We start from the raw sequence: 14,446 nt of genomic DNA on the forward strand, positions 1-14,446 counted from the left end.
CCTTGCGACGATGGAAGAAATGGCACCCCGGCGCCGTTTTCTCCTTTCGCTCGCTGGCCGGGCAGGCCATGCAGGCGGTTCGTCCGCCTGAGCGCGCATGACCAGCATATGAGGATCAAGAGTACCCGCGAATGGCCAAGAATATCCTGATTACCGGAGGCGCCGGCTTCATCGGCACCCACCTCACTCGCCTTGCACTGGCGGCCGGACACAAAGTTCGCATCCTCGACAACCTCTCGCCCCAGATCCACGGGGCGGAGCCCGATTTCGTGGCGGCACCGGGCGCGGAGTTCATCCATGGCGATGTGACCGTGCGCGCGGACCTGGAGCAGGCCCTCGCGGGTATCGATACCGTCGTGCACCTCGCGGCCGAAACCGGCACGGGCCAGTCGATGTACGAGATCGAACGCTACTACCGTGTCAACGTGCAGGCGACCGCGGTGCTGTTCGACATTCTCGCCAATGCGCCGCACTCGGTGGAAAACTTCGTCCTGTCGTCGAGCCGGTCGGTCTACGGCGAGGGGGCGTACCTGTGCTTCGCGTGCGACGCCGACGGAAAGCGATGCTTCCCGGCAAGCCGATCGGCCCAGCAGCTTGCCGCCCACGACTGGACGCCCAAGTGCCCGGCCTGCGGATCGGCGCTCGAGGCGACGGCCACGCAGGAAACCGACAAGCTGGCGCCCGCGTCCATCTACGCGGCGACCAAGCTCGCGCAGGAGGACCTGGTGCGCGTGGGCGCGGCCGCGCTCGGGCTGGGCTATGCGATCCTGCGTTTCCAGAACGTGTTCGGCGAGGGGCAGTCGCTCGGCAATCCCTATACCGGGATCCTGTCGATCTTCTCGACCCGCATTCGCCTCGGCCAGTCCCTGCCCGTCTTCGAGGACGGCGAGGAAACCCGCGATTTCGTCCACGTCGAGGATGTCGCCAACGCCGTGCTGCGCTGCGTGGAGACGCCGGTGCGTTCGGGCGTCACGGTCAACGTGGGCCAGGGCGAGGCGACCTCGATCATGGACGTGGCCAAGCTGCTGTCACGCCTGATGGGCTCGAGCATCGAGCCGCATGTGACCGCGCAGTACCGCGTGGGCGACATTCGCCACAACTATGCCGACAACGCCGCCCTCGCGGCGGCGACAGGCTTCGTACCCCGGATATCGCTGGAAGACGGCATGCGGCGCTTCTGCGACTGGGTCGCGACGCAGCCCATCCCGGAGGACCTTCTGGACAAGGCCAATGCCGAGCTGAAGGCCCGGAACCTGATGGGCTGATCCCGGCGGAACGGCGGCGGCATGGAATTAGCCGGCGTCGTTCCCTTTCGGCCCGGTGCAAGATGCTGCCCGCCGGGTATCGCGGGCAGGCGCTCCATGATCCGGGTTGGTGAGGGCGTCGCCGCGGTGGCCGGAGGTGTCCTCGTCGATTGTCCGGGCAACCGTCCCGGGCCTGCGCGTTATTCCCGCAGGTCGCAGGGCAATCCACACCGACCCGAGGATCAACGATGACGCCTTCACGCCGCAGAAGCCTTGGCTCGACGATCGGGCTGCTTTCGTGTCTCGCCCTGGGCACATCGTGCAACGTATTGCCCGCAAGGGCGGACGTCGTGCCGCCCCCCCTGCGCACTCTCCGGGACTTCGGCGCGCAGGGCGACGGTGTCACCGACGACACGGCGGCGCTGCGCAGGGCGCTGGCGAAGTCGGACCAGTTCTGCCTCGACGGCGAGGGGCGAACGTACAGCGTCGCGGGGACCCTGCGTGCGGACAGGAACGTGTGCCTCGTCAACATGCGGCTCGCCCAGCACCAGGCGGGGTTCGACACGCGCAGCCTGATCCACGGCTCGTGCCCCGGGATCGGCGATCCCAATGCCATAGTGTCGTGCGGCGACCCGGCCATTTCGGGCGAGGTCCCCGCGAAGCTGAACGACTACCTGAGCGTGCGCACGCTGCTGATCCGCCCCGACGACCGGGATGGCAGCCTGTCCGTATTCCTGAAGAACGTCGCGATCGACAAGGGAAGCGATCCGCGATCGGGCTCGCGCCCCGATGCCGCCGGCATCTGGATCGAGCAGGCCAGCAGCATTTCGATGACCGACGTGGAAATCACCGGGGCGGGCAAGGGCTTCGGCCTGCTCATCTCGGCATCCCGTAACATCACGCTGACCCGTCTCAACGTGCATGATCTCACGTGGGCGCCCTATGCCGGAGACACTGATCTCACCGTCCCGGGCGTCGCGGCGAGAGGCTGGAACACGCTTCCGATCCGCGAATTTCGCCTAGCCGGCCAGGACGGCGCCACGAAGACGGGCTTCCAGGGCGTTCGTGTCCAGGAGCAGATCAGCTGCGTCATGATCGTGCGTTCGCACCACATCGTCCTGCGCGATGCCCGGATCGCGCGCTGCGGCGCCCGGTTCGCCGAGGGCTTCATCCCCTGGCAGGCCGACGGGCTTTCCGTTGGCGGCACGTCGTCCGACCTGACGATCGAGGGCGACACGCGGATCGCATCGACATGGGAGGGCATCGACCTCGTGGGCGGCGCAGACGGCATCGACGGCGTGCGCATCAAGGGAGCGACGATCTCGGACAGCTTCAGCTTCGGCGTGAAGTGGGGCTACAAGCTGACCAACGCCGTGCTCGAAGACACCACCATCACCAATGCGGGACTGGCCGGGGTGGTCATCTATGGACCGGTGCGCGAGGCGACGGTGCGCGACGTGCGGGTTTCCGGGGTAGGTTCGGTACGCTTTCCCGGCGGATTTACCTCGCCCTGGCGAGACGACAGGGCGGGGCTGATGATCGCGAAAGGAGCGATCCCGGGAACCGAGGATCTCTATCCGCGGGACGTCACGATCGATCGTCTTTCTGTCGATGGCGGCACCGGCTGCGACCAGGCCTATCTCGACAAGGGCGGGACGCGGATCCGGGTCGCGCACGCGAAGCTGAAGGGATGCAGGCTCGCGTCGACGCCGCGTTGATCCCGGACGGCATGGCAATGCCCGCATATGGTCCGCGACGCCGGGTCACGGGCCATACACGGCATTTCCGTCAGGTCAGTTCACGCCCACCGAGTTGGTGATGTTGATGATCGAGAACGCCATCTGCGTGATGATCGACACGAACTTCTGGAGGTCCACGCCCGGCGCGTTCGACACGTAGACGATGTCGCGGTTGTGCATGTGGAAGCCCTGGGCGAGGAAGAAGCTGCCCGGATCGCTCATGTTGATGCGATAGACGACGGGAACCTTGCCGTCGGGCGTGGTGCGCGCGCCCTGGAACTCGGGGCCGAGTACGGCCGGATCCTCGAGGCGGAAGATGAAGACGCCCTTCACGTCGGCCCGGCTGTCCTGCAGGCCGCCGACCCTTCCGAGCGCCTGGGCCAGGGTGATGCCGGTCGCCTCGAACGGCATTTCGGTGCTGATGCCCGTGGCGCCCATGGAGACGAAGCTGTAGGGCTGGAAGATCGCCGTGACGACGTCGTCGCCCTTCAATCTCACGTTCTGTCGCGGATCGCGGATGACGGCATCCATCGGCAGCGAGACGACCTGCGAGCCGCGGGTGATCTGGATGGTCACCTTGTCGACCTGCTGGCGCACGCCGCCCGCCGTTGCCAGCACATCGAGGAGGCGCTCGCCGCGCGGGGTGAGGGGGACGCGGGCGCTGGTGGTGACTTCGCCGATCACCGTGACGTTCGACGTGGCGTTGCGCGCAAGTCCCACGATCACCTGCGGCTGGTTGGCGACGCCCTTGAGCCGTGCCTGGATCTCGGCTTCCAGCTGGCGGAAGGTCTTGCCCGCGGCGTGGAGCTTGCCGATGAACGGGAGCGAGACCAGTCCCTGCTCGTCGACCATCTGCTGCGGCAGGTCGGTGCTCTTGGCCGTTTCGAGGGCCGTGGCCTCGGTCAGCGCCGTGGTGCCGCCCAGCATGCCGAACAGAGCGGCCGGCGGTGCTTCCCAGATCGTCACGTCGATGACGTCGCCCTGGCCGATGATCGTCCCGACGGGGACGCCGTCGCCCAGAACCTCCGAGAACAGGGGGGCACGCTCGGCCTGCGCCAGCCGCCGGGCAATGGCGTCGGTCACCTGGATGACCTGGATGTCGCTGGCGGCGATCGAATCCGACTTGGCGGACACGATGCCGCGCGTGGAAGGCCCACTGCTGCCCAGCGTGTTGCAGCCGGCCAGGGCAAGCACGCAAAGTGCCGCGCCCGCGCGCAGCATCAACCGGGAACGGGAGAACGTCATGGTCCGTGAACTATCGGCAACAGCAGGCATCAATGATCCACTCGTCGTTTGCACCCCGCGTTTAGGGCGCGGTACGGATTAATTCAAACTGTCTGGTTCGACAGATTTTCTGCGATCAGGGGATATCTTTCCCATCCTGCTCGGCGGCGACCTGTTCAGCGGTGCGTACAGGGGTGCCTTGCGGGTAGGTCCTGTTCAGGGCGGCGAGCGTGCTGGCCTCGAATCCCGCGCGGCATTCGGGGAATTCCTCCAGGTAGATCTCGTTGGCGATCCACTGGACCCCCACCTTAACGATCTTCGCCGGATTCCCGGCAATCACGGCGTTTTCGACATCGAAGCGCTTGGTGACGACGCTTCGCGCACCCACGATGCATTCGCGCGGCACGGTCACGGCCTTGGTGATGTAGGCCCCTTCGCCGATCCAGGCGTGATCGCCGATGAAGATGCCGTCGGAAACGTCGAGATAGTCGCCGCTTGCCTTGTCGAAGATGAGGTGCGGATATTCCCCGCCGCGCACCATGATCGATTTCGAAAACATGCAGTTGTTGCCGATCTCGACGACATTGCCCGAGTTCGAGAGGATGATGCGGCTGCGGCTTCCGACCGAGAAGAATTCGCCGATCGTCAGCCGGGCGCCCGAACAGGTCCACCGGCGCGCGCCGATATCGACACGCAGGTTGGCAAGCAGGGCCTGCTTGCCGATCACGATGCGGTTCTCATGCCCATGTATCGAAACCACGAGAGTCTGCGGCTGACGGGTGCCCGCGATCTCGATCACGTTGCCCGTGCCGCGGATGTCGCCGACGAGGGTGATGTTCTTGCCCAGCTTGATGCTGTTCGCTTCCAGGTCGCAGATCAAACCTGGTGACGTCCCGGTTCCCCTGTCGGGTGCCGGCTTCTCCGGTACCGCCTTCTCGGGAGGTCCCTGCTCGGGTTCCGGGCTGGCAACCGGCGCGGGGGCGGCCGATTGCCAAAGATCCCGCAGTCCTTCGGCCAGATTGCGCAACAGTGCCTTCGGCATTTCAACTCCACTTCGGGGCATGGGGCATAGCCCATGCAACGTGTGCCCGTACACTCGGCAACCGGAGTTTGTCGAGTTGGCGCGACGAGGGTGCGCGCGCCCGCGGCACGGCTCGTCGTGATGGGAAACCGCACGCGGTTTAGCGATTGCATCGCCTCGCGTTTCCGCTCATTAGACGCACTTTCTGCCCCCGCAAGGGGCTGGACAGCATTGCAAATACCGGACCATGGCACGAATGACATTCGAAAGATTAAAGAGCATCAATCGCCTTTTCGCTGTCTTTGTGATCATTCCGGTATTCCTGGCGATCATATACTTCAGCTTTTTCGCCAGCGATGTTTACATTTCGGAATCGAAGTTCGTGGTCCGCAGCCCGGAGAAGCCCTCCGCGAGCGGGCTGGGCATGATGCTGGCGGGCGCGGGCGGGTTCTCCGCCGCGAGCGAGGAATCCAACGCCGCCAAGGCCTTCGTCGAATCGCGCGATGCGCTGCGGGCGATCAACACGCACGGCGAGTTCGCCAAGGCGTTCGAGCGGCCGCACATCTGGTTCGCGGAGCGGTTCGACCCGGTCGGCTACCGCGGGTCGTTCGAGGATCTGTTCAAATACTATACCGGCCGGGTTAAGCTCGAAAGCGACGTGACCACGTCGATCTCGACCCTGACGGTACGCGCGTTCACCGCCGAGGATGCCCACCGCATCAACGAGCAGCTGCTGCGCGTGACCGAGGGGACCGTCAACCGGATGAACCGGCGCGGCCGCACCGACATGATCCGGTTCGCGCAGGTCGAAGTGAACGATGCGAAGGACCAGGCCCGCCGGGCGTCGCGCGCTCTGGCCGCCTATCGCAATCGCGAAGGCGTCGTGGATCCTGAAATGGAGGCTACCGCCAAGCTGGAGATGATCTCGAAGCTCCAGGACGAGGTCATCACGACCCGCGCCCAGCTCGCCCAGCTTCGCGAATTCACGCCGCAGAATCCCCAGATCCCGGTCCTGATGAACCGCAGCAAGACACTGGACGAAGAAATTCGCCGGCAGATGGGCACTCTCGCCGGCGGCAACAAGTCGCTGGCCGCGAGCACCGTCGAGTTCCAGCGGCTGTTCCTCGAGAACGAATTCGCGGACAAGCAGCTGGCCGCGACGCTGGCCTCGTTCCAGGAAGCGCGCAACGATGCGCGTCGCCAGCAGGTCTATGTGCAGCGGATTGCCGAGCCCAACCTGCCCGACGCCCCGCTGGAGCCGCGGCGCTGGCGCGGCATCCTGGCGACGCTGGTGCTCGGCCTGGTCGGCTGGGGCATCGCCTCGATGCTGGTCGCAGGTATAAAAGAACATGGCCAGTGACAGCCTGACAGGGGGCGGCAGCATGCGCCGCTTCCTCTTTGCCCTGACGGTCCAGCGCCGGGTGCTGGGCGCCCTGGTCCTGCGCGAGATCGTGACGCGCTACGGCCGCAACAACATCGGCTTCCTGTGGCTTTTCGTCGAGCCGATGCTGTTCACGATCGCGATCACGACGCTGTGGACGGCGACCAAGGCCGTCCACGGTTCCGACCTTCCGATCGTCGCCTTCGCGCTGACGGGCTATTCGTCGATCCTGCTGTGGCGCAACATGCCGGGCCGCTGCATCGGCGCGCTCGAGAGCAACAGGTCGCTGCTCTTTCACCGCCAGGTCCGCATTCTCGACGTCTACGTCGCGCGCATCCTGCTCGAATTCGCGGCCACCTCGTCCAGCTTCGTCCTGCTCGGCATCGCGTTCTGGGCGGGGGAGTGGCTACTGCCGCCCGAGGATGCCATGGAGGTCGTCGGCGGCTGGTTCCTGCTGGCCTGGTTCGGCTGCGCGCTGGCGTTGACGCTCGGCGGCCTTTCCGAGAAATTCGATCTCGTCCAGAAGCTCTGGCCGCCTACGTCCTACCTCATTTTCCCGCTTTCGGGCGCCGCGTTCATTGCCGATGCCCTGCCGCAGAAGGCGCGGGACATCGTGCTGCACCTGCCCATGCTGAACTGCGTCGAAATCATTCGCGAAGGCTACTTCGGCACGAAGATGACCGCCCACTACGACGTTCAGTACGTCGTCATCTTCAATTTGATACTGACGCTGTCGGGTCTCGCCCTCGTGCGGCAGATCGGGCAGGAATCGGACTCCGAATGATTCGTCTCGACAACGTCACCAAGCAATACGATTCGAACGCGGGGACGCGCACGATCCTCAGGGGCATCAGCCTGACCGTCCAGCCGGGCGAGCGTCTTGGCATCCTGGGTCGCAACGGCGCAGGCAAGTCCACCCTGATCCGCGTCATCAGCGGCGCCGAACCTCCCACCAGCGGCCGCGTGGAGCGCACGATGAGCGTGTCCTGGCCGCTGGCATTCACCGGAGGCTTCCACGGCAGGCTGACCGGCGCGGACAACCTGCGCTTCATATGCCGCATCTATGGCGCCGATTTCCGGGACAAGATCGCGTTCGTCGAGGAGTTCACGGAACTCGGCTCCTACCTGCACGAGCCGGTCCAGGTCTATTCGTCGGGCATGCGCGCGCGCCTTGCCTTCGCCATCTCGATGACGATCGATTTCGACTGCTACCTGATCGACGAGGTGATGGCGGTCGGCGACGAATCCTTCCGGGAAAAGTGCCAGCACGAACTGTTCGAGAAGCGCAAGGACAAGGCCATGGTCATGGTCTCCCACAGCCGGCGGTATCTCGAAAAGACCTGCGACCGTTTCCTCCTGTTCCGCAACGGGCTGACCGAGGAATACGAGGATTTCGACAAGGCCTATTACGAATACAAGGTCATGCTCCGCGACAACCCGACGATCTGAGATCCCGTCTTCGGCCACGCAGGCGCCGACCTGCGGGGCAGCGCCCGCGCCATCGCGGCGCGGCGCAGGTGCCGCCCATGCGCAACTTGGCGACAGAAACCATCGGTTCCTCGCTTTCGATGACGCATGGCCTCGCGATTGCGAATAAGGCAAGTCGGGCAATTGCCGTGGATCGGCCTCGCCTGCCGGCGATGCGGATTCGCAGCAGGGGCTTTCCGTGGGCCGCGCCGGGCGCGGTCGATATACCGGGCTGGCTTCGACGGCGCTGCGCGTCCGCCGGGACAGACAACCGGAAAAAAGGTTCAGGGTGTATGAAAGACGCAGCTCTTCGCATGCGCTATTCCGCGTCGGCGGTCAGGACGCTGGACGTCGAACTCCAGGCCCTCGAAGCGCTGAAAGAGGCCTTGCGCGGGCCTGATCTGGGCGGGTCCGTCGATCGGGCGGTCAGGGCGCTGGTCGCCACGCGCGGGCGGGTGATCGTCACCGGCATGGGCAAGAGCGGGCACATCGCGGGCAAGATCGCGGCGACCATGCGGTCCACCGGGACATCTGCACTTTACCTCCACCCCGGCGAGGCGAGCCACGGCGACCTGGGCATCATCACCAAGCAGGACATCGTCCTCGCGCTCACCTGGTCGGGCGAGACGTCGGAGCTGGGCGATATCCTGCATTACTGCAATCATTTCGGAGTGACGCTGATCGTCGCCACCTCGCGCGCGGACAGCACCGCCGCGCGGGCGGCGAATATCTGCCTCGTCATGCCGGCGGTGCGCGAGGCCTGTCCGAACGCGCTGGCGCCGACATCGTCGACGACGCTGCAACTCGTGCTCGGCGATGCTCTCGCGGTGGCGCTGATCGAGGCGCGCGGGTTCACCTCGTCGGACTTTCGCGTGTTCCACCCGGGCGGCAGGCTCGGCGCGCAGCTGAGCACGGTGGGCGAGATCATGGGCACGGGCGATGCCATCCCGCGCGTCGGCGGGGACGCCTCGCTGACCAGCGCGACGATCGAGATGAGCCGCAAGCGCTATGGCTGCACGGCGGTCGTCGACGAGGCCGGCAGGCTGGTGGGCGCCTTCACCGACGGCGATCTGCGGCGCTGCATCGCCGTCTACGACCTCAACGACAATATCGGCCTGCACATGTCGCCCAATCCGCTGGCGGTCGCGCCCGATACGCTGTCGTCCGAGGCGCTGCGGATCCTCAACGAAAACGCCGTCTCGGTGCTGTTCGTGGAAAAGGACGGCAAGCTGGCCGGGATCGTCCACATGCACGATATCGTCCGGGCCGGCGTCGCCTGATCGGGGGCAGAGCGGCCGCAAGGCGGTGTGCGGGCGCGTCCGGGCGCACGCCGGGCGGGCATGTCGGCATCGCCCCGCACAGGCCGGCTCGCGATGGTCGATGAAGTGATCCTGCGGCTAGGCGATCCGCTCTCGGCCTGATACCGCGCGACCATGTTCGTCATCGTCCGCCAGGACACTCCATTCGCCGCCGGAAGGCTGCCGCGCCGGACCGCAGGCCGCATCGACCCCCGCCAGCGACGGCGGCCGGCATGACCTCGGGCGCGCCTCGACCGGCCCTGCTGCGTGCACCGCCGTTTCCGGACGTCGACGCATCGGTTTCCGCGCCGCTGCCCGCTGCGGATGCCCTGTCCGATGCCACGGGGCTCGATCCCGCGGCGCTCTTCGCCCTGGTGCGCGAGGCGCGCGTGGGGGGGCGGTTCTGGGCCGATCCGGCCGACCTGCCGCGCCACGCCGGCACGGTCCTGCGCCCGCGCCGCATCGCCGAGATCACCGCAGACGGGGACGCCCTGACCGGCACGGCCCCAGGCTCCGCGCTGTGGATCGCGCCGAGCGGAGGGGCGGACTGGGGCAAGGCTCTGGAACGCCGCGTCGCCGCGCACGGCGGCGACTGGCGGGGCGACGTCGATCCCTGGTCGGTGCTGCCGGGCGCGGGGCGGCTGGTGGCGCACGGGGACGACGAATGGGTGGCGCTTGCCCGCATCGCCGGCGTGGCGGTGACGGTGCTGTCGCCCGGCCGCTTCGGTGCTCCCGGCGATGACGACGGCGTGCTCGACCGGCTTGCCGCCAGCGCCCTCGTGGCCGCCGCCTGGCGTGATCCGTTTACCGGCGCCGCCGCGACGATCGAGGCGACCGTCGACCTCCTTGCGACATGGCGCGCGATGCTTTCGGCAAACCGCACGATCGCCGCCGCCTGCGGCATGGCTTGGTGGAAGCGCACGGAAATCCGGCGATTCCTGTGGCACCCGCAGCGACCGACAAGGATCGTCCGGCGCCCGGCGAAGGCGCTGGCCGTGGCGGGAAAGGCGGGCGGCGCCGTCGCCATCTGGCCGTCCCGCGTCTCCGCTTCGCTCATCGAGAATGCGCGCGAGCGGGGTGTACCGCTGGTGCGGGTGGAGGACGGTTTCGTGCGTTCGGTGGGGCTCGGCGTCGATCTGGTCCCGCCGTCGTCGGTGGTGGTCGATGCCTCGGGCATCCACTTCGACCCATCGGGTCCGAGCGACCTCGAAACCATCCTGAACGATACCGAGGTCACTCCGCGGCTCGCCGGGCGGGCCCGAAGCCTGTGCGAGACGATCGTCGCCGCGGGCATCAGCAAGTACGCCGCCGGGCCGGGTGCCGCCGGCGCCGCCCCGGTTCCCGAACGGCAGCCGGGCCGCCGCCTCGTCCTCGTTCCGGGGCAGGTGGAGGACGACATGTCGGTGCTGGCGGGCGGCGGCGGGCTCACTTCCAACCTCGAACTGCTGCGCCGCGCCCGCGCGCTCGAACCCGGCGCCGAGATCTGGTTCCGGCCCCATCCCGATGTCGACGCCGGCCACCGCAATGGCGCGGTGCCCGATGCCGAAATCCTGGCCCACGCCGACCGCATCGTTCGCGGCGGCGGCATGGCCCCGCTGCTCGAGGCGGTGGACGCGGTGCATGTGCTCACCTCGTTGACCGGGTTCGAGGCGCTGATGCGCGGGTGCGAGGTGACATGCCATGGAACGCCGTTCTATGCCGGCTGGGGCCTCACCCGAGACCTGGGAGACATTCCCCCGCGCCGGACGCGCCGGCTGACGCTCGACGCCCTGGTGGCCGGTGTGCTGATCCTGTACCCGCGCTATCTCGATCCTGTTACGGCGCTACCGTGCCCGCCTGAGGTGCTTGTGGCGCGCATGGCGGACGCGGGTTCGGGCGAGGAGGGCCCAGGTTCGATCAACCGCCTGCGCTGGATCGGCCCCCTGCGCCGCTGGCAGGGCAAGCTGATGGCGGCTTTCAGATGACCTACCGAACGACCGAGGTGATCCTCGACATTTCGCGCCTGATCTCGCGCGTGCGCTATTCGACCCCCTCGGGCGTGGACCGCGTGGAAATGGCCTACGCACGCGGACTGCTGGCGCATTACGGCGAGGGACTGGCCTTTGCGGCGGTCCACCCTTGCGGCCTCTACGGCCGGCTGGAGCGCAAGGCCGCGCTGGCCTACCTCGACGAGCTGGAGCGCCGCTGGTCGAGCGAGGGCGACAGCCCCCGGCAGCGGTCGCTGTTATCGGTCCTGCCGCAGCTCGCCGCGCTGCTGCCTTCGCGGCGCGGGATCGGATCGGGCGGCGTCTACGTGCAGGCCTCGCCGCATCACCTGATCAAAGCCGGCAAGGTGCGCCGCATCCTCGCGCGCGAAGGCGCGAAGTTCCTCTGCCTCGTGCATGACCTCATCCCGATCGAGTTTCCCGAATACGCGCGGCCCTCGGGCGCGGCGCTGCATCGCCGCCGGATCGAGACGGTGGCGCAGGCCACGGCCGCGACCGGGGGGGCGGCGATCGTCAATTCCGCCGCGACCGGGCGCTCGCTCGAGCCATGGCTGGACCGCGGGGTGGCGGTCCACGTCGCGCTGCTGGGGACCGAGACGCTGCCTCCCGCGCCGCCGGAACCCGGCGACGGCCGCCCTTACTTCGTTTGCCTGGGCACCATCGAGCCGCGCAAGAATCACTTGCTGCTGCTGAACCTGTGGCGCCATCTTGCCGAGACCGTGCCGCCGCAAAGCGTCCCTCGCCTGCTGGTGATCGGCCGCCGGGGCTGGGAAAACGAACAGGTCGTCGACATGCTGGAGCGCTGCCCCGCGCTGGTCGGCCATGTCGAGGAACTGGGCGGCTGCCCCGATGCGCGTCTGTCCGCGCTGCTCCGCGGCGCGCGGGCCCTGCTGATGCCGTCCTTCGCCGAAGGCTACGGGATGCCGGTGGCGGAAGCCCTGTCGGTGGGCACGCCCGTGATCTGCAGCGACCTGCCGGCGCTGCGTGAAGTGGGAGGTACGGTGCCCGACTACCTCGATCCCCTCGACGGGCCGGGCTGGAAGGCCGCAATTCTCGACTATGCAGACTATGGGGCGGGGCACGCCGCGCAGATGCTGCGCTTGCCGGGCTGGAAAAACCCCAGCTGGGAGGAGCACATCGCGATCGTGGCCCAGGCGATCGAGGCGCTGCGGAAGACCTGAGCCGCGGCGCGGAGGCCGGCCGCGGCCCTCCTCAGTTGCCCAGGCGGCCGGTGCTGTCGTAGCGCAGCGAGGTATAGGGCACCTGCACGTAATCCAGCACGGAGTAAGCGGCCCGGCCGATCGTCGAGCGCGATTTGGCGAACAGCAGCTCACCCAGGTTCAGGCCGACCCCGACGAACAGGTGCCGCTTGGGGACGATGCCCTGCTCGCGGTCGCTGTTGAGGAAGTCGGACGCATAGTAGCCGACCTGGAGGTCGAGATACTTGAACGGGCTGTTCTCCAGCTTCTCGAACCCGGAACCCTTGAGCGAGAACATGAAGCGTTCCTGCTCGTAGTGCTTTTTGCCGACATGGCTGTAGATCTGGTCATTGGGCATGATCTCGATCTTGAAGGCGAGCTTTTCCTTGAGGCCGGGGACCGTGTTGCGCAGGACCGAGAACGTCGCGCCCGCGACGTTCATGACGATGTCCTGCATCGAATAGCCTGCATCGGGCTCGATCGCGTCGGATACCTCGTTCAGTGCCATGAGCCCTGCCGCCAGCACGCCGGCGGTCACCGCGTCGCCCTCGGAACCGCCGGTGTTGCGGTGGATGCGGTAGTGCAGGAGTTCGGCGATGAGGTAGCTGTTGAAGGCGTGGGTCAGCTTGTCCATGCCGACGGTCTGGGTGTCCTTGCCGAACCAGCCCTCGTCATGGAAGTGGAATGGCGCCGTATCCTTGAACAGCTTGGGGATGCCCTGGGCGAGGACATAGCCGCCAAGCAGCAGAATCTCGGTCTTCGAGCTGCCTGCCTGCGCAAAGAACCCCTTGTGCGTGGCGTATTCACGCCGGACGTGTCCGGAAGGAGTGAGGCGCTGGTCGTCGGCAGGGCCGATGCCGGAACCGGTCGTTGCCATCGCCTCAGGGTCGTGCGCCAGCCCCAGATTCATCGCATCAGGCGCAAGGAGGGCCGGAATTGCCAGGGTGTCGTCCTGTGATCCGGTGGCCTGGACTTCGGCGAGGCTCCATCCCTCCGGCGGGCTCGATGCGGCGAGCGGAGCGACATCCAGGCCGGGGACCTGGAGCAGCGGAGCATCCTGCGACCGCGGCGCCAGCGCCGAACCCGTATCCCCGGTATCGGCGACGAGAGGCGCGGCCTCGATCGCCTCGGCCCACGCCGGGGTTGCGGGCAGGCACGCGATCAGCGCCAGTGCGGCGCGGCGACGATCGATATTCCTCATAAGCTTCCCTGTCGCATGTCGCCGCGCGAAGAGCGCGGCGCAATGTTCGAGCCATGCGGTGCGGTCCGCCGGTCAACTGCATTCTCTTGCCCGTCCTGGCCCGGCGGGCAACCGCAATTTCAAATACTTGTCACAGTTCGGTCAAGGATTTTTCCCCGTACCGGAAATGCGGTCAGCGCTTGAGGGACTTGATTCTGGAGCCGAGCAGGCGATCGAGGAAGATCGCCGAGATGGCATAGTTGCCGTTCTCGTCGACATAGTGATGGCGCATGTGATGACGCTTAAGCGCGGCGCCGATCCCGGTGCGCATCGGCCACTGGTGGCATGCATAGTGCACGCTGTCGTAAAGCACGTAGCCACTCATGAACCCCAGGAATACCCAGGTCCCCGCCGCGCCCAGCAGCGACGCCAAGGCAACCCAGACCAGCGCGCCGATGGAAACGCTCACCGGCAGCGGCATGAGGCCGCGCATCGGGTCGTTCGGATTTTCGTGGTGGTTGCCGTGGATCAGGTAGACGAGCCACTGCACCACCGGAAGCTCCGTTTCGAGATGGAACAGGAAGCGGTGCATGGCATATTCGAACAGCGCCCAGACCAGCAGGCCGGCGCCCACCAAGGCCACCCCTTCCAGTAGAGTTGCAGAACCCCATTCCGTCCAGGCGATCAGCGGTAGCATGACTGCCCAGC

The 14,446-nt window shown here is 66.9% G+C and carries 12 protein-coding genes; 8 read left to right on the top strand and 4 right to left on the bottom strand.

Features of this window, described 5'->3' with window-relative positions:
* Positions 1–131 precede the first annotated feature (131 nt).
* Together AC07M9_RS00455 and AC07M9_RS00460 are read left to right on the top strand one after the other, a co-directional pair.
* Complete coding sequence (locus AC07M9_RS00455; protein WP_494880411.1) at positions 132–1,265, top strand: NAD-dependent epimerase/dehydratase family protein; 1,134 nt, start codon at positions 132–134, stop codon at positions 1,263–1,265.
* 329 nt (positions 1,266–1,594) lie between these two features.
* Positions 1,595–2,962: a pectate lyase family protein gene (locus AC07M9_RS00460; RefSeq protein ID WP_494880413.1), complete on the top strand. Its 1,368-nt coding sequence runs from the start codon at positions 1,595–1,597 to the stop codon at positions 2,960–2,962.
* Between the two features lie 75 nt (positions 2,963–3,037).
* Here the strand turns inward: AC07M9_RS00460 and AC07M9_RS00465 are convergent, their stop codons facing one another.
* Both AC07M9_RS00465 and AC07M9_RS00470 read right to left on the bottom strand, forming a co-directional pair.
* The gene (locus AC07M9_RS00465) at positions 3,038–4,228 is read right to left on the bottom strand and encodes a polysaccharide biosynthesis/export family protein (RefSeq protein WP_494880414.1); all 1,191 of its coding nucleotides are present in this window, start codon (positions 4,226–4,228) and stop codon (positions 3,038–3,040) included.
* A gap of 115 nt (positions 4,229–4,343) precedes the next feature.
* Complete coding sequence (locus AC07M9_RS00470; RefSeq protein WP_494880416.1) at positions 4,344–5,249, bottom strand: acyltransferase; 906 nt, start codon at positions 5,247–5,249, stop codon at positions 4,344–4,346.
* Between the two features lie 361 nt (positions 5,250–5,610).
* Between AC07M9_RS00470 and AC07M9_RS00475 the strand changes: the two genes are divergently transcribed.
* The 6 genes from AC07M9_RS00475 (at position 5,611) to AC07M9_RS00500 (ending at position 12,540) form a co-directional block, all read left to right on the top strand.
* The gene (locus tag AC07M9_RS00475) at positions 5,611–6,588 is read left to right on the top strand and encodes a KpsE/RkpR family capsule polysaccharide export protein (RefSeq protein ID WP_494880418.1); all 978 of its coding nucleotides are present in this window, start codon (positions 5,611–5,613) and stop codon (positions 6,586–6,588) included.
* Entirely contained in the window at positions 6,578–7,393 is an 816-nt protein-coding gene (locus tag AC07M9_RS00480) for an ABC transporter permease (RefSeq protein WP_494880420.1), read from the top strand. Before AC07M9_RS00475 ends, AC07M9_RS00480 begins: the two co-directional genes overlap by 11 nt.
* The gene (locus tag AC07M9_RS00485) at positions 7,390–8,058 is read left to right on the top strand and encodes an ABC transporter ATP-binding protein (protein WP_494880422.1); all 669 of its coding nucleotides are present in this window, start codon (positions 7,390–7,392) and stop codon (positions 8,056–8,058) included. Before AC07M9_RS00480 ends, AC07M9_RS00485 begins: the two co-directional genes overlap by 4 nt.
* A gap of 332 nt (positions 8,059–8,390) precedes the next feature.
* Positions 8,391–9,356 (top strand): KpsF/GutQ family sugar-phosphate isomerase, encoded by a 966-nt coding sequence (locus AC07M9_RS00490; RefSeq protein WP_494880424.1) that lies wholly within the window; start codon positions 8,391–8,393, stop codon positions 9,354–9,356.
* Between the two features lie 251 nt (positions 9,357–9,607).
* Positions 9,608–11,338, top strand: a complete 1,731-nt coding sequence (locus AC07M9_RS00495; protein WP_494880426.1) for a capsular polysaccharide export protein, LipB/KpsS family — start codon at positions 9,608–9,610, stop codon at positions 11,336–11,338.
* Positions 11,335–12,540 carry a glycosyltransferase family 4 protein gene (locus AC07M9_RS00500; protein ID WP_494880428.1) on the top strand — a complete coding sequence of 402 codons (1,206 nt, stop codon included), beginning with the start codon at positions 11,335–11,337 and terminating at the stop codon, positions 12,538–12,540. The genes AC07M9_RS00495 and AC07M9_RS00500 overlap by 4 nt, the downstream gene beginning before the upstream one ends.
* Before the next feature lie 31 nt (positions 12,541–12,571).
* Here the strand turns inward: AC07M9_RS00500 and AC07M9_RS00505 are convergent, their stop codons facing one another.
* Together AC07M9_RS00505 and AC07M9_RS00510 are read right to left on the bottom strand one after the other, a co-directional pair.
* Positions 12,572–13,759: a DUF2279 domain-containing protein gene (locus tag AC07M9_RS00505; RefSeq protein WP_494880430.1), complete on the bottom strand. Its 1,188-nt coding sequence runs from the start codon at positions 13,757–13,759 to the stop codon at positions 12,572–12,574.
* A 172-nt stretch (positions 13,760–13,931) separates the two neighbouring features.
* Positions 13,932–14,435, bottom strand: coding sequence for a sterol desaturase family protein (locus AC07M9_RS00510; RefSeq protein ID WP_494880432.1), 504 nt, complete (start codon positions 14,433–14,435; stop codon positions 13,932–13,934).
* Between the last annotated feature and the right edge of the window lie 11 nt (positions 14,436–14,446).

The organism is Novosphingobium sp. GW821-FHT09E05 (genome assembly GCF_059416165.1).